The sequence below is a fragment of the Streptomyces sp. NPDC050211 genome, assembly GCF_040656035.1.
GTDB lineage: Bacteria > Actinomycetota > Actinomycetes > Streptomycetales > Streptomycetaceae > Streptomyces.
Genome location: NZ_JBFALC010000028.1, coordinates 101,470 through 116,700, shown reverse-complemented (window position 1 = coordinate 116,700; position 15,231 = coordinate 101,470). Strand labels below are relative to the sequence as shown.

Sequence of the window (15,231 nt, the reverse complement as noted above, 5' to 3'; positions counted from 1 at the left end):
CGGTGCTCGCCCGACGTTTCGATCAGGGCGTTGAACATCGGCACGACCGTCTTGCCGAGGATGTGGGTGATGCGCTGGTCGATGCGGTCGTCGAGAGAGACGACGTCAGTGGGAGCTGGGTTTTCCACAGGCTGTGTGCGCGCCAGGTACTCCATGTTCAGGAGGTACGTGCGCACCTGGCGGGCGACTTCGCTGTCGCGGAGAAGCATGGCGACGTTGAGGACGACTCGGCGTGACCAGACAGCCAGGCTTGAGCGCCGCTGTGGATAACCGTCCTCGGAAGAGAAACTCACATTGAGTTTCTGAAATTCGCGCAGGTCGGAGCCGCGCAGCACCCGTAGGCCGTTGGACTCCAGCTCCTGCCGGTGGCGGCTGAGTAGGTTGTTGATGACCGTCTCGGCTACCTCGAAGTACGCCGCCACCATCGCCGTAGTCACATGCATCCCGTCCGGCAGCAGCGACAGCACCTTCACTCTGTCCAGCACGTCCGTGCGGTCGAGCACGCTGCCGCGCAGGGCCTGTGATTCCAGCAGTGCCTGTTCGTTGATCATGTTCTGCCCTTCCGTCATGTCGTGGCCATGTGGCCAGGGCAGAGCTCTGAAACCCCACCCCATCCGATCAACGAGTAGTGACATATGAAGACACGATCGATGCGCGCACAGGCGTGTCATGGAGGGGGCGTGGCGTCGGCGTCCAATGGAGAGAGCCCCGCTTCCTCGTGCAGAGGGAGCGGGGCTCTCGTACGCCTCAGGCTTGGGGGATCAGTCGGATTCGTTGCCTCCGATGATGCCGCCGTCGTTGCCCCCGTTGCCGTTGCCTCCGTTGCCGAAGCCCACGGTCGTCAGGGTGACCGTCGTGCCGGCGGGGTCGCCGACCCCGGTGTTCTCGTCGGGGTCCTGGTCGATCACGATCGCCGTGTCGCTCGGGTCGCTGCCGTCCGCGAACTGGATGTTCGTGAAGCCGCGTGACTCGAGCAGCTGCCTGGCCTGAGCGACCGTCTGGTTGCGGACGTCCGGGACCTGGGTCTGCTGCTGGGCCTTGCCGATGTTGATCTGGACCGTGGAGCCCTTGTCGAGCGAGGAGCCGGCCGTCGGCGTGGTGTTGATGACCTTGCCGACCAGGTTCGGGTCGGCGGTGTCGACCTCGACGCAGTTGCCGGTGAGGTCGCTGGCTTCCATCTGGGCCTTGGCCCCGTCACAGGTCTGGCCGGTGACGTCCGGGACCACGGACTTCGCCTCGGCCTTGGCGATGGTGAGGGTGATGGTGGTTCCCTTCTCCACCTCTTCGCCGGAGGTCGGGTCCTGTTCGAGGACGGTGCCGGGGTCCTCGGGGGACTCCTTCGTCTTCGTCTTGACGACGAACCCGTACTTGTCGTCCTCCAGCGTCGCCTTGGCATCTTCGAGGGGGTCGCCGATGACGCTCGGCACGGCCACCTTCGGAGCGCCCGTCGACACCACGACCTCGACCGTGCTGCCCTTCTTGACCTCGGTCGGGGGCTGCGGGTTCTGCGAGCAGATGGAGCCCTTGGGCGTGTCCTCGCACGCCTTCTCCGTGGGCTCGAGGGTCAGCTCCGCGTTCTCGGCCTGCTTCTGGGCGTCTTCCAGCGTCAGGTCCACGAAGTTCGGCACCGCTACCTTGTCGTTGCTCGCGCCGCCGGAGCCGTCGACCACCCACTTGCCGATCAGCACCGCACCGACCAGCACCAGCACACCCGCGAGGACCAGCAGGATCGTCGAGGTGTTCGACTTCTTCTGGCGTCGCCGGTCGGGACGGTCGTCGTAGCCGAAGCCGCCGTCGTCCGGGTTCATCGGCGGGAGCATCGATGTGGCGCCGGCGTCGGCGGAGCGCAGGGCGGTGGTGGGCTGGTCGTCCGGGTAGCCGCCGTAGCCGACGGAACCCATGGCCGCCGTGGCGGCGACGGGCTGGCCGTCGAGGCAGGCCTCGATGTCGGCGCGCATCTCGTCGGCGGACTGGTAGCGGTAGTCGGGGTCCTTGGTCAGCGCCTTCAGGACGATCGCGTCCATTTCGGGCGTGATCTCGGGGTCGAAGACGGACGGGGCCTGGGGCTCTTCCCTCACGTGCTGGTATGCGACCGCCACCGGGGAGTCGCCCACGAACGGCGGGCGGACCGTCAGGAGCTCGTAGAGCAGGCAGCCGGTCGAGTAGAGGTCCGAGCGGGCATCCACCTGCTCGCCCTTCGCCTGCTCCGGCGACAGGTACTGCGCGGTGCCGATGACGGCCGCGGTCTGGGTCATCGTCATGCCGGAGTCGCCCATGGCGCGGGCGATGCCGAAGTCCATCACCTTGACCTGGCCGTTGCGCGTCAGCATGACGTTGGCGGGCTTGATGTCGCGGTGGACGATGCCGTTGCGGTGGGCGTACTCCAGGCCCTGGAGGATGCCGATGGTCATCTCCATGGCGCGCTCCGGCAGCAGTTTGCGGCCGGAGTGCAGCAGCTCGCGGAGCGTGGAGCCGTCGACGTACTCCATGACGATGTACGGGATCGACACGTTGTCGATGTAGTCCTCGCCCGTGTCGTAGACCGCCACGATCGCGGGGTGGTTGAGCGAGGCGGCCGACTGGGCCTCCCGGCGGAAGCGGGCCTGGAAGGACGGATCGCGTGCGAGGTCCGCGCGCAGCGTCTTCACTGCCACGGTGCGGCCGAGGCGGGTGTCATGGGCGAGGTAGACCTCCGCCATGCCACCGCGGCCGAGCACCTGGCCCAGCTCGTACCGGCCGCCGAGGCGACGCGGCTCTTCCATAAGCTACCTACCAGCCCTCTCCGTCGGTCCCGATCCGCACTCGTGTGCGGATCGGAGGCTGCCGTCCGGGCCTACCGTACCCGGCTCGCTTTGTGTGACCTGGCCAAGCCCGTCAGCCGATACAGGACCGGTATCGCAACGTGCGCCGATGTGAAGGCGACGTGACGGGGTTCTCACCGCTTGCTGTTGATGACCGCCTCCATCACGCTCTTCGCGATGGGCGCCGCGAGGCCACCACCGGAGATGTCGCCACGGACCGCGTCGTCGTCCTCGATGACCACGGCCACGGCGACCGGTGAGCCCTCGTCGGTCTTGGCGTAGGAGATGAACCAGGCGTACGGGTTCTTGCTGTTCTCGACGCCGTGCTGGGCGGTACCGGTCTTGCCGCCCACGGTGACGCCCTCGATCTGCGCGTTCTTGCCGGTGCCGTCGGCGACGACGGTCTCCATCATCGACTGGAGGATCTGCGCGTTCTTCGCCGACAGCGGGCGGCTCATGGGCTCGGGTTCGGTCTTCTCGACGGGGTCGAGGTTCGGCGCCTGGAGTTCGTCGACCATGTACGGCTTCATCAGCTCACCGTCGTTGGCGACGGCCGAGGCGACCATGGCCATCTGCAGCGGGCTCGCGGCGGTGTTGAACTGGCCGATGGAGGACAGCGCGGTCTGCGACTTGTTCATGTCGTCGGAGAAGATGGAAGCGCTGGTGCGGACCGGCGTGAACTGCTCCTCGGTGAAGCCGAACTTCTTGGCCTGCTCCAGCATCTTCTCGTTCTCGAGATCGGAACCGATCTTGCCGAAGACGGTGTTGCAGGACCACTGCAGGGCGACCCGGAGCGTCGCGTTCTTGCAGGGGATGTCCCCGTCGTTCTTCAGCACGGTGGTGGTGCCCGGCATGGTCCACGGCAGCGGCGTGTCCGTCTTGCTGTCGGCCTCCGGGTACAGGCCGTTCTCCAGCGCCGCGGCGGCGGTGACGACCTTGAAGGTGGAGCCGGGCGGGTAGACCTCGCGCAGCGCCCGGTTCAGCATCGGGTCGTCGGGGTTCGCCTTCTTCTGGAGCTTCTTCCACGCCTCTTCGTCCGAGGTACTGCCGCCGGCGATCGTCGAGGGGTCGTACGACGGGAAGGAGGCCAGCGCCAGGATCTTGCCGGTGGACGGTTCGATCGCGGCGACGGCGCCCTTGCCGCCCTGGGCCTTCAGACCGTCGTACGCGGCTTTCTGCGCGGCGGCGTTGAGGGTGGTGACGACATTGCCGCCCTCCTTCGCCTTGCCGGTGATCATGTCGAGGGTGTTGCGGAAGAAGAGCCGGTCGTCGTTGCCGGTGAGGATGCCGTCCTCGATGGACTCCAGCTGGTTGGCACCGTAGGCCTGGGAGACGAAGCCGGTGACGGGCGCCCACATGGCGCCGTCCTTGTAGGTGCGCTTGTACTTGAAGTCGCCCTTTGTCGTGGCGTGGCCGGTGATGGCCTTGCCGTCGACGATGATGTCGCCGCGCGGGGTGGCGTAGCGGGCGATGGCGACGCGGCGGTTCTTGGGGTCTTCCCTGAGGCTGTCGGCCTGGGCGTACTGCAGCCAGTTGTCCCGGATGAGCAGGGTGAGGATGAGCAGTCCGCAGAAGAGCGCGATCCGGCGCAGGGGCTTGTTCACGGTCGAACCACCTGGGTCATCTCGGCGTCGGGGTTGGGTGCGGGGGCCGGGGCCGGGCGGCGGGCGGTGTCGCTGATTCTGATCAGGATGCCGATGAGCGCCCAGTTGGCGATGACTGAGGAACCGCCGTACGCCAGAAACGGCATGGTCATACCGGTCAGCGGGATCAGGCCCATGACGCCGCCGGCGACGACGAAGACCTGCAGCGCGAAGGCGCCGGACAGGCCGATGGCGAGCAGCTTGCCGAACGGGTCGCGGGCGGCGAGAGCGGTGCGCACGCCGCGCTCGACGATCAGGCCGTACAGCAGCAGCAGTGCCATGACGCCGGCCAGGCCCAGTTCCTCGCCGAAGGTGGCGAGGATGAAGTCGGAGTTGGCGGCGAACCGGATGAGCTCGGAGTGGCCCTGGCCCCAGCCGGTGCCGAGGGTGCCGCCGGAGCCGAAGGCCCACAGGGCCTGCATCGCCTGCTCGGAGTGGCCGTAGACGCCCTCCTGGCTGAGCGTGTACTCGCGCATCGGGTCGAGCCAGGCGTCGACGCGCTGCTGGACGTGCGGCTCGAAGCTGGCCACGCCGACGGCGCCGACCGCGGACATCATCAGACCGAAGACGATCCAGCTGGTCCGCTCGGTGGCGACGTACAGCATGATGACGAACATTCCGAAGAACAGCAGCGATGTACCGAGGTCGGTCTCGAAGACCAGGATGAGGATCGACATCGCCCAGACGACGATGATCGGGCCGAGGTCGCGGCCGCGCGGCAGGTACAGGCCCATGAAGCGGCGGCTGGCGAGGGCGAGCGCGTCGCGCTTGACCATCAGGTAGCCGGCGAAGAAGACCGCCAGCACGATCTTGGCGAACTCACCGGGCTGGATGGTGAAGCTGCCGACCTGGATCCAGATCTTGGCGCCGTAGGTGAGTTCGGCGCCGAGGCCCGGGACGAGCGGCAGGAGCAGCAGGACCAGTGCGCCGACCATGGAGATGTAGGTGTAGCGCTGCAAGACCCGGTGGTCCTTGAGGAAGATCATCACGACGGCGAACAGCGCGATGCCCATGGCCGTGTACAGCAGCTGGTTGGTCGCCTTGCCGCCGGCGATGCCGAGGCCCTTCAGCAGCTCGGACTGGTCCAGCCGCCAGATCGCGACGAGCCCGAGGCCGTTGAGCAGCGTGGCCAGGGGCAGCATCAGCGGGTCCGCGTACGGTGCGAACTTGCGTACGACGAGATGGGCGACGCCGGCCAGGAGGCCGAGGCCCAGGCCGTAGCTCAGCAGGCCGGCCGGGACCTGGTCGTTGATGGCGAGGCCGACGTTGGCGTAGGCGAAGACCGGGATGAGGACGGCGAACACCAGCAGGGCGAGCTCGGTGTTGCGCCGGCTCGGGGTGCCGATCGAGCCGATCGTGGACGTGTGGTGCGTCGACGTGTTGGGAGAACTGCTCATCGTGTGACGGGGCCTCTCACGGCTTGCCTACTGCGTACCGCACTGCGAGACGACCTTCTGCTCTTCCTCCGAGAGAGTCGGGCCGGGCGTGGGGGTCGGTGCGGTCGGGGACGTGGATGGATTCGGAGCGGTCGTCCCCGGCGGATTGGTGGGTGTCGGTGTCGCCTTGGACGTGAAGGAGGAACGGGTGGTTCCCGTGGTGCCTCCGGCCTCGCCCTGGCCGGTCTTGGAGTTGTTCTCGCTCTGGGTCGCCTGCTGCTCGGACCGCTTCTTGCACGCGGACGCCTGCACGGCCAGTTCGTCGATCTTCTTCTGGGCCTGCTTCAGGTCGCCCTCGGCGATCGTGCCCTCGACGAGCTTCTGCTGGTACGGCGGCAGGTACTTGAGTTCGATCTCGGGGTGGTCCTTCTCCACGTCCGACAGCGAGACCCAGGCCAGGTCCTGGCTGATGCCGCGGTACAGGGCGACATGCTCGTCGTTGACGCCGACGTAGTACTGCGTCTGCGTCCAGCGCCAGCCGCCGTAGAGCCCGCCGCCGATGACGGCGAGCGCGAGGACGCCGTAGAGGGATCTTTTCAGCCACCTGCCGCGCCGCCGCGGTTTGATGAAGTCGTCGTCGGTGTAGTCCCCGAAGCTGCCTTCGGGGATGTAGCCGGTGGTGTCGCCGGAGCCGGGCGGGCCGAACTCGCCGCCGCCCTGGCCGGGGACCTGACGGCCGAGCCCTGAGGCGCGTCCGGCCGGGGTCTGCATGATGCCGTTGTCATGCAGCTGGTGCTGGTTCTCGGCGACCGCTCCGACCACGACCGGGGTGTCGGAGAGCTGCCCGGCGAGAGTGTCGCCGGTGTCCAGGTCGAGGACGTCGGCGACGATGACGGTGATGTTGTCGGGGCCGCCGCCGCGCAGCGCGAGCTGGATCAGCTCCTGCACGGTCTCCTGGGGGCCTTGGTAGCTGGCAAGGGTGTCCTCGAGCGTCTGGTGGGAGACGACGCCGGACAGGCCGTCGGAGCAGATCAAGTAGCGGTCGCCGGCGCGGACTTCACGGATGGAGAGGTCGGGCTCCACGTGGTCGCCGCTGCCCAACGCCCGCATCAGCAGGGAGCGTTGGGGGTGAGTGGTGGCTTCCTCTTCGGTGATGCGGCCCTCGTCGACGAGCCGCTGCACCCAGGTGTGGTCCTGCGTGATCTGGGTGAGGACGCCGTCGCGGAGCAGATACGCGCGCGAGTCGCCGACGTGGACGAGACCGAGCCGCTGCCCGGTCCACAGCAGGGCGGTGAGGGTGGTCCCCATGCCCTCCAGCTGCGGGTCTTCTTCGACCATCGCGCGCAGCTGGTCGTTGGCGCGCTGCACGGCCGTACCGAGCGAGGTGAGGATGTCGGAGCCGGGGACGTCGTCGTCGAGGGCGACGATCGTGGAGATCGCCTCGGAGGAGGCGACCTCGCCGGCCGCGGCGCCGCCCATGCCGTCGGCGATGGCGAGCAGGCGGGGCCCGGCGTATCCGGAGTCCTCGTTGCCTTCCCGGATCATGCCTTTGTGCGATCCGGCGGCGAAGCGCAAAGACAGACTCATGCGCACCTCGCCCGTCGGCTCCGGGTACATCCGCACGGTGCCCACCCTCCGGTCGGGAGCGCGCCGGGGTCCGGGGTGTGGACCGCCGCTGCGTGCTCGCTCCGCTCGCTCATTGTCGTACTACTTCCGCAGCTCGATGACGGTCTTGCCGATGCGGATCGGCGCGCCCAGCGGGATCGGTGTGGGGGTCGTCAGCCGGGACCGGTCCAGGTACGTGCCGTTGGTGGAGCCCAGGTCCTCGACGATCCACTGGCCGTCGCGGTCCGGGTAGATCCTGGCATGGCGGCTGGAGGCGTAGTCGTCGTCCAGCACGATCGTGCTGTCGTGCGCCCGGCCCAGGGTGATGGTCTGGCCCTGCAGCGCGACGGTCGTGCCGGTGAGGGTGCCCTCGGACACGACGAGCTTCGTCGGGGCGTTACGGCCCCTGCGACCGCCGGCGGCGGGTTGCTGGCGCTGCTGCGGAGGCGCCGCCTGACGGGCGGCGGCCTGCTGCTGCCGGCCCGCTTCCCGCCGTGAGCCGCGCTGTGTGACGCGCGTTCCGAACAGGTCGCTGCGGATGACCTGCACGGCCACGATCACGAACAGCCACAGTACGGCCAGGAAACCCAGCCGCATGACCGTGAGGGTCAGCTCTGACATTGCCCCCGCTTCACCCTTCGGCTTGCCGGTAAATGATGGTGGTGCTGCCCACGACGATCCGCGAGCCGTCGCGGAGCGTAGCGCGGGTGGTGTGCTGCCCGTCCACCACGATGCCGTTGGTGGACCCGAGATCCTGGATCGTCGAGGGCGTTCCGGTCCGGATCTCGCAGTGCCGGCGGGAGACGCCGGGGTCGTCGATCCGCACGTCGGCCTCGGTGCTGCGGCCCAGCACCAGCGTCGCGCGGGAGATCTGATGGCGGGTGCCGTTGATCTCGATCCAGTAGCGGGTGCGGCCGCCGGCCGCGGGGGCGGCGGGACGCTGGCCGCCCGCGGGCTGCGGGTAGCCGTAACCGCCGCCGGGGCGTCCGGCGGCCGGCGGGGCCGCGGGGGCGCCTGCCGGGGCCTGCTGGTCGGTGGAGGACGCGAGCGTACGGCTGCGCACCCGGTACAGGCCGGTGTCGAGGTCGTCCGCCTTCTCCAGGTTGACCTTGATGGGGCCCATGAAGGTGTAGCGCTGCTGCTTGGCGTAGTCGCGCACCATGCCGGCGAGCTCGTCGCCGAGCTGGCCGGAGTAGGGGCTGAGCCGCTCGAAGTCCGGCGTGCTCAGCTCCACGATGAAGTCATTGGGTACGACGGTGCGGTCGCGGTTCCAGATGGTGGCGTTGTTGTCGCACTCACGCTGGAGCGCGCCCGCGATCTCCACGGGCTGCACCTCGGACTTGAAGACCTTGGCAAAGGTGCCGTTGACCAGACCTTCGAGACGCTGCTCGAACTTCTTCAGGACTCCCATGGGGCACCTCCTCCTAGGCTGTCGTCCTGTGTACTGCTTCTTACCTGGTACTGCTTACTGATCGTATCCACGCGCCGGTGAATCGGCTGGTTCCCCCTGTCGGCCCAGTCGGCGGTTGTCGACGCCTGACGAAGTTCCCTCCTCAGGTCCCCTTCGAACTCCCTCGGGGACACAGTCCTGCCAAGGATCGTAGAGGCGGCCGCAGACAAGTGTCCCGCACCTGACTGTGGACCCCGACCGGCTCCTGGGGAGACGGCCGGTACCGGTACGAGGTTGATACGTGAACCGGTACACGTTGATACGTAGCCCGGGGTTCGGAGGTTTGCCGCCCGGTCCGGCCGACGGAACAGACGTCGCTGGTCGGCGGCTTCCCAGGGATAAGGGATGTGAACCCACCCTGGCCGGCGTGCTAATGTTCTGCGTGTCGGAGGGCGCCAAACCCCATGGGGGAAGGGCCCGAGGACACACCCAATGCGCGGGTGGCGGAATAGGCAGACGCGCTGGATTCAGGTTCCAGTGCCCGCAAGGGCGTGGGGGTTCAACTCCCCCCTCGCGCACCGGACAAAAGCCCCGCAGGTCTCGGACCTGCGGGGCTTTTGCGTTCCCCGGACGGGCGGCACGAGGGGCCGCGGGTGAGAGGACAATCACACCGCGGACTCACCCTGTGGGCGCCCTCGAAGACCGTTACGCGGCGAAGCGCTGCGCCAGCTTCTTGGCCTTGGCGGCGGCGTCGTCGAGGGCGCGTTCGCGGGAGGCCTCGAAGAGGGGGACCAGCTCGGCCATCGCCGGGTTGTGCGGGGCCATGGTGAGCTCCGGGACGATGAAGTCGAGCTCCATGGCGAGGGTCTCGGCGAAGATCGCCGACAGGTAGTTCTGTACATATTCGGAGCCCGCGCGCGGGGTGCCCGGGGCGTAGGAGCCGCCGCGGCTGGCGACCACGGTGACCGGGGTGCCCTTGATCTTCGAGTCCTCGGCGGCCGCGGTGCGGCCCATCAGGATCACGTGGTCCAGCCAGGCCTTCAGGGTGGACGGGATCGCGTAGTTGTACATCGGGGCGCCGATCAGTACGGCGTCCGCCTGCTCCAGCTCCTCGATCAGCTGCTGGCGCTCGGCGAAGGCGGCCGCCTGCTCGGGGCTGTGCGTGGCCGGGTCGGCGAAGGCGGCGGTGTGGGCGTCGGCGGTGATGTGCGGCACGGGGCTCACGGAGAGATCGCGGTAGATCACCGTGCCCTCGGGGTGCTGTTCCTCCCAGGTCGTGCGGAAGGTGTCCGTGACGGCGCGGGACGCGGAGGCGCCGCTGGGGAACACGGACGAGTCGATGTGGAGCAGCGTGGCCATGGGGTCTCCAAGGAGAGCGGTGCCCGCACGGGATCGGCGGGCTAAGTTTTCGTACTCGACTATGGATAACACAGGTACTTACTTTTTTTCATCCCCATACGTCGGGGCAGTACCCTGAACCCATGGCGGGTGAGCGGATTCACGACGAATCGACGTGCAAGCGGGTGGACGGCGGGATCACCCGTGTCTTCACGCTGCTCGGCAAGCGCTGGACCGGTCCGATCGTGTCCGTGCTGGTGGAACAGCCCGCGCACTTCGCCGATCTGCGGCGGGCCGTCCCCGGGATCAGCGAGCGCATGCTCTCCGACCGCCTCACCGAACTCGGCGCCGCAGGACTGCTGGTGCGCGAGGTCGAGGAGGGGCCGCCGCTGCGGGTGTCGTACCGGCTGACGGAGGCGGGAGCGGCGCTGGGGCCCGCCCTCCGGGAGCTCGGGGAGTGGGCGGAGAAGCATCTGCCGGAGGGTGAGCGGGACGGCGGCTGTTAGCCCCGGGCACGGATGACGGGTTTTCCACAGCTGTGGAGTTGTCCACAGGGTCTGACGCGTTCTGGCTGCCGGTTGTACGGTCGGCACGAGTTGATGTTCGTGCGCGTGCGGGGGAGGCGGTCGTTGTGACCCAAGTGGATGCGGGTTTGGCTGAGGCGGTCCAGGGGGCTGCCGTGGAGGCCGGGGCGGTGCGCCGGCTGCCGGGCGTGCGGGGTTTCGCCGAGTGGTCCGCCGCGGGGGCTCAGTCGCCGAAGGAAGAGGGCAAGGCACTGCGCAGGCTGGTTCCGCGGAGCACACACGCCGCGCTCGACCTGGACGGCTCCCGCCCCGACGCGGTGAGCGCGGTCGAGGAGTCCAGCCGCGGCCGGCTGCCCGAACTCACACCGCTGCGGATCGGCCGCATGGCGGCGACCCCCTTCGCCTTCCTGCGCGGCTCCGCGGCCCTGATGGCCTACGACCTGGCCCGCACCCCCATGACCCGGATCCGCGCCCAGATCTGCGGCGACGCCCACGCGGCCAACTTCGGGCTCTACGGCGACGCGAGCGGCCGCCTGGTCATCGATCTGAACGACTTCGACGAAACGGTCCACGGCCCCTGGGAGTGGGACCTCAAGCGGCTCGCCGCCTCGCTGGTCCTGGCGGCCCGGGAGGCGGGCGCCGACGAGGACACCTGCCGCAAGGCGGCGCACGACACGGTGGGCTCCTACCGCCGCACCATGCGGCTGCTGGCCAAGCTCCCGGTCCTGGACGCGTGGAACGCCATCGCGGACGAGGAGCTCGTCTCCCACACCGACGCCCATGACCTGCTCGGCACGCTGGAGCGGGTCGCCGAGAAGGCCCGCGCCAACACCAGCGGGCGCTTCGCGGAGCGGTCGACCGTGCCGACCGAGGACGGCGGGCGGCGCTTCGTCGACGCCCCTCCGGTGCTGCGGCAGGTGCCGGACGCGGAGGCGGCGGCCGTGGCGGTGTCCCTGGAGGAGTATGTGACGACGCTCTCCGAGGACCGCCTTCCCCTGCTGGCCCGGCACACGGTGCACGACGTGGCCTTCCGGGTGGTCGGCACGGGCAGCGTGGGCACGCGGTCGTACGTCGTGCTGCTGCTGGACCACCGAGGCGAGCCGCTGGTGCTGCAGGTGAAGGAGGCCAGGCCCTCGGTGCTGGTTCCGCACCTGGTGACGGCGGGGTTCGAGGCGCCCGAGGTGGACCACGAGGGCCGCCGTGTGGTGCTGGGCCAGAAGCGGATGCAGGTCGTCAGCGACATCCTGCTGGGCTGGACGACGGTCGACGGCCGCCCCTTCCAGGTACGCCAGTTCCGCAACCGCAAGGGCAGCGTCGACCCCGCCGCCCTCTCCACCGACCAGATAGACGACTACGCCCGCATGACCGGCGCCCTCCTGGCCCGCGCCCACTCCCACAGCGCCGACCCCCGCCTCATCTCCGGCTACTGCGGCAAGAACGAGGAACTGGACGAGGCGATGGCGACGTTCGCGGTGGCCTACGCCGACCGCACGGAGGCGGACCACGCGGAGCTGGTGGCGGCGGTGCGGGCGGGGCGGGTTGAAGCGGAGACGGGGGTGTGACCGCGCCCCGCAAGGGGCGCGGGGCTGTGTCAATATGCGGCTCCGCCGCGATGGGGGTCCCCCCGCTCGAGCGAAGCCGAGAGTGGGAGAGCGACCAGCCCCCACCGGCCCGCGGCGAACGAACCGCATATCCAGCGGAGCGCTCAGGCGGTGAGGCCGTCGGGGTCGGTCGAGGCGTGGCCTACGCTGGTCGCGTGACGAGGTCGGAAGCTGAGCAGGGTGGCGTCGCCGGAGAGGCGGGCGTGACGCCGGACGACGGCCTGCCCGGGGCCGAGGACAGTGCGGCCGGGCTCGAAGACGCCGGTGCCGCGTCCGAAGACACTGGTGCCGCGTCCGAAGACGCCGCTCCTCGCCCCGAGGAGCGGCTGGAGCGGGCCGTGCGGGCTGCTGAGCAGGCGCTCATCGAGTATGAGATCGCGGTGGAGACCTTCCGGGTGGAGGTGGAGAACTTCTCGCGGCTGCACCATCAGAGGCTCGGCCCGATGTACGCCCGGCTCGACGAACTGGACGCACAGATCGCCGAGGCCGTGGCCGCCCGCACCGGCGACCCCGAGGATGTGCGCAAGGCGGACGAGGCGCGGGCGCGCGTCATGCCGATGCCGGGCGTCGAGGAGCTGTTCCACGGCTGGATGGACGGGGACGGGCTGTCCCCGGAGGCCTCTGCGATGCTCACCGAGCAGCCGGTACGGCCTCCGCAGCGGGTGCGCCCCAGCGACGAGGCCCGCAAGCTCTACCGCGAGCTGGCCCGCAAGGCCCACCCCGACCTGGCGCAGGAGGAGGGCGAGCGCAAGCGGCGTGAGGAGTTCATCACGCGGGTCAACGCCGCCTACGGCCGTGGCGACGAGGCGCTGCTGCGGGAGCTGGCCGCGGAGTGGGCCGCCGGACCGGTCCCCGAGGAGCGGCACCCGAGCCCGGCCGAGGAGCTTTACGCCCGCCTCGAATGGCTCGCCCAGCGCAAGGAACTGATCGCCGTTGTCGCCCGCGAGCTGGAGGAGAGCGCGATCGGCGCCATGCTTCGGATCGCCCCGGACGACCCCGACCGCCTTCTGGACGAGGTCGCCGAGCAGTTGCTGGCCCAGGTCGCCGAGCGTGAGGCGAAGCTGGCGGAGCTGCTGCGGTAGCCGCGTCGGGCCGTGCGGACGGTCCGGTAGCGTCGGGGGCATGAGTTTCGGAGCTGGTGTGCCCACGGTCGAGGTCTCGGACCTCAAGGACGGCGACTTCCTGCTGGACGTCCGCGAGGACGACGAGTGGCAGGCGGGTCACGCCGAAGGGGCACTGCACGTCCCCATCAGCGAGTTCGTGGCCCGGTACGGCGAGGTGACCGAGGCGGCGCCGCAGGACGGCCGGGTCCATGTGATCTGCCGTTCCGGCGGACGTTCGGCCCAGGTCACGATGTACCTCGTCCAGCAGGGCATCGACGCCGTGAACGTCGACGGCGGCATGGAGATGTGTGCCCACGCGGGCCGACCGGTCGTGACGGACCAGGGACAGCCCGGGTACGTCCTCTAGGGCCGGCCCGCAGGAACGGGCGCTGGGGCTGCGGGTCCTCGGGTTCCTGGCCTTGGGCTCCGGCCCCTCGGGTTCCTGGCCTTGGGCTCCGGGCCCTCGAGTTCTGGGCCCTCGGGCTCCGTGACGTGGGCGCGGCGGTCGTCCTGGTATCGCTGCTCGGTCGGCGGTGGCCAGGGCTTTGCGGCTCGATCGGCGGGTGCTGGCGTGTCAGCCCAGTGGATGCGCCGCCAGCAGATCGCCCAGCGCCTCCTCGTGTGCCGCCGCCGGGCCGAGCGAGAGCTCCAGGTGCTTGGCCCAGGCGTGGTACCGGTGCAGCGGATAGTCGGTGTCGGCACCGAAGCCGCCGTGCAGATGCTGCGCGGTCTGCACGATCCGCCGTACGCCTTCCCCCGCCCAGATCTTCGCGACGGCCACGTCCCCGGCGGCAGGCAGCGCCCCCGGTGCCCTCGACGCGATCCGCCATGCGGCCTGCCACAGCGTGGCCTCCATCGCGCGCAGGTCGATGTAGCGGTCGGCGGCCTGCACGGCGACCGCCTGGAACGTGGCCACCGGGAACCCGAACTGCTCCCGTTTGCCCGTGTATTCGCTGGTCATCCGCAGTACCTGGGAACCGAGTCCGAGGGCCAGCGCGCAGGTCCCGGTGGCCAGCAGATCGCGCAGCCACTCCCAGGCGCCGTCGGCGTCGATGACATCGCGGGCCGCGATCCGCGCGGAGTCCAGGCGCAGTTCGGCCAGCCGCTCCCCGTTCGTGGAGAACTGCTCGGCGAGCACCACCCCCTCGTGCACCCGGGGCACCACCGCGAGGATGGTCCGGTCGGCGTCCGTCCGGGCCGGTACGAGGACGAAGTCCGCGTTGTACGCCCAGGGCACCGCCGTCTGCAGCCCGTCCAGTGTCCAGTGGTCGCCCTCCTGGCGTGCGGTGACGGCGAGTTCGGCCGGGTCGTGCCCGGTACGGCCGGCGGCGGCGACGGTCAGGACCACCTCACCCCGCCCCGCCCGCGCCGGCAGCTCGGACCTCAACTCCTCGCCGCCATAAGCCTGTATGGTCGCGGCGGCCGCGCAGCTCTCCAGCAGCGGCACCCGCGCCAGCACCTTCGCCGACTCCCGCAGGACGAGGCACAGCGCGACGGCGTCGAGGCCCGCCCCGCCGTACTCCGGGGCGAGGAGCAGGCTCAGCAGGTCCGCGTCGGCGAGCCTGGCCCACAGCTCCCGGTCGAAGTCGTCGGCAACGGCGCCCAGGGTGAGCGCCGGGCTGGGCATGGCATCCGGCGCGACCCCGCCGAACACTCCCCGCGCCGCCTCGGCCGCCGCCGCCTGCTCCTCGGTGAAGGTGAAGTCCACAGTCCCTGTCCCTCCGGCGGATCCGCTGATCTGACGGAGCGTCAAGATAGAACAGGTTCTAGGAGAAGGGAACGGGCGGGCGGCCCCGGGTGATGGGTGACGGCCCTGACGAAGGAACGGCCGGGCAGCGCCCGACACAGCC

12 protein-coding genes, 1 tRNA gene and 1 pseudogene are annotated in these 15,231 nt (G+C 69.6%); 5 read left to right on the top strand and 9 right to left on the bottom strand.

Annotated elements, in window-relative coordinates; translation table 11 throughout:
* The 7 genes and pseudogenes from AB0I98_RS26240 to AB0I98_RS26210 all read right to left on the bottom strand — a co-directional run.
* A pseudogene (locus AB0I98_RS26240) lies at positions 1–551 on the bottom strand (restriction endonuclease); the annotation flags it as partial.
* A gap of 210 nt (positions 552–761) precedes the next feature.
* A complete protein-coding gene (pknB, locus tag AB0I98_RS26235) occupies positions 762–2,762 on the bottom strand; it encodes a Stk1 family PASTA domain-containing Ser/Thr kinase (protein WP_362945762.1) in 2,001 nt (666 codons plus the stop codon).
* 173 nt (positions 2,763–2,935) lie between these two features.
* Positions 2,936–4,405, bottom strand: coding sequence for a penicillin-binding protein 2 (locus AB0I98_RS26230; protein WP_362945759.1), 1,470 nt, complete (start codon positions 4,403–4,405; stop codon positions 2,936–2,938).
* Positions 4,402–5,841: an FtsW/RodA/SpoVE family cell cycle protein gene (locus tag AB0I98_RS26225; RefSeq protein WP_362945757.1), complete on the bottom strand. Its 1,440-nt coding sequence runs from the start codon at positions 5,839–5,841 to the stop codon at positions 4,402–4,404. Before AB0I98_RS26225 ends, AB0I98_RS26230 begins: the two co-directional genes overlap by 4 nt.
* Before the next feature lie 27 nt (positions 5,842–5,868).
* Positions 5,869–7,407: a Stp1/IreP family PP2C-type Ser/Thr phosphatase gene (locus AB0I98_RS26220; protein WP_362945754.1), complete on the bottom strand. Its 1,539-nt coding sequence runs from the start codon at positions 7,405–7,407 to the stop codon at positions 5,869–5,871.
* A gap of 120 nt (positions 7,408–7,527) precedes the next feature.
* Positions 7,528–8,046, bottom strand: a complete 519-nt coding sequence (locus tag AB0I98_RS26215) for an FHA domain-containing protein (RefSeq protein WP_362945753.1) — start codon at positions 8,044–8,046, stop codon at positions 7,528–7,530.
* A 10-nt stretch (positions 8,047–8,056) separates the two neighbouring features.
* Positions 8,057–8,836, bottom strand: a complete 780-nt coding sequence (locus tag AB0I98_RS26210; RefSeq protein WP_362945751.1) for a DUF3662 and FHA domain-containing protein — start codon at positions 8,834–8,836, stop codon at positions 8,057–8,059.
* A 473-nt stretch (positions 8,837–9,309) separates the two neighbouring features.
* Here AB0I98_RS26210 and AB0I98_RS26205 point away from each other — a divergent pair.
* Positions 9,310–9,393: transfer RNA gene (locus AB0I98_RS26205), tRNA-Leu, on the top strand.
* Positions 9,394–9,520: 127 nt separating this feature from the next.
* Here AB0I98_RS26205 and AB0I98_RS26200 read toward each other — a convergent pair.
* Positions 9,521–10,174: an NAD(P)H-dependent oxidoreductase gene (locus AB0I98_RS26200; RefSeq protein ID WP_362945749.1), complete on the bottom strand. Its 654-nt coding sequence runs from the start codon at positions 10,172–10,174 to the stop codon at positions 9,521–9,523.
* Positions 10,175–10,296: 122 nt separating this feature from the next.
* Here AB0I98_RS26200 and AB0I98_RS26195 point away from each other — a divergent pair, with 122 nt between their 5' ends.
* The 4 genes from AB0I98_RS26195 (at position 10,297) to AB0I98_RS26180 (ending at position 13,748) form a co-directional block, all read left to right on the top strand.
* Positions 10,297–10,659, top strand: a complete 363-nt coding sequence (locus AB0I98_RS26195) for a helix-turn-helix domain-containing protein (RefSeq protein WP_362945746.1) — start codon at positions 10,297–10,299, stop codon at positions 10,657–10,659.
* 146 nt (positions 10,660–10,805) lie between these two features.
* Entirely contained in the window at positions 10,806–12,239 is a 1,434-nt protein-coding gene (locus tag AB0I98_RS26190) for a DUF2252 domain-containing protein (RefSeq protein WP_362945743.1), read from the top strand.
* Between the two features lie 365 nt (positions 12,240–12,604).
* Complete coding sequence (locus tag AB0I98_RS26185) at positions 12,605–13,360, top strand: hypothetical protein (protein ID WP_362945773.1); 756 nt, start codon at positions 12,605–12,607, stop codon at positions 13,358–13,360.
* Positions 13,361–13,418: 58 nt separating this feature from the next.
* Positions 13,419–13,748, top strand: coding sequence for a rhodanese-like domain-containing protein (locus AB0I98_RS26180; protein WP_362945771.1), 330 nt, complete (start codon positions 13,419–13,421; stop codon positions 13,746–13,748).
* Positions 13,749–13,955: 207 nt separating this feature from the next.
* Here the strand turns inward: AB0I98_RS26180 and AB0I98_RS26175 are convergent, their stop codons facing one another.
* Positions 13,956–15,089 (bottom strand): acyl-CoA dehydrogenase family protein, encoded by a 1,134-nt coding sequence (locus AB0I98_RS26175; RefSeq protein WP_362945740.1) that lies wholly within the window; start codon positions 15,087–15,089, stop codon positions 13,956–13,958.
* Between the last annotated feature and the right edge of the window lie 142 nt (positions 15,090–15,231).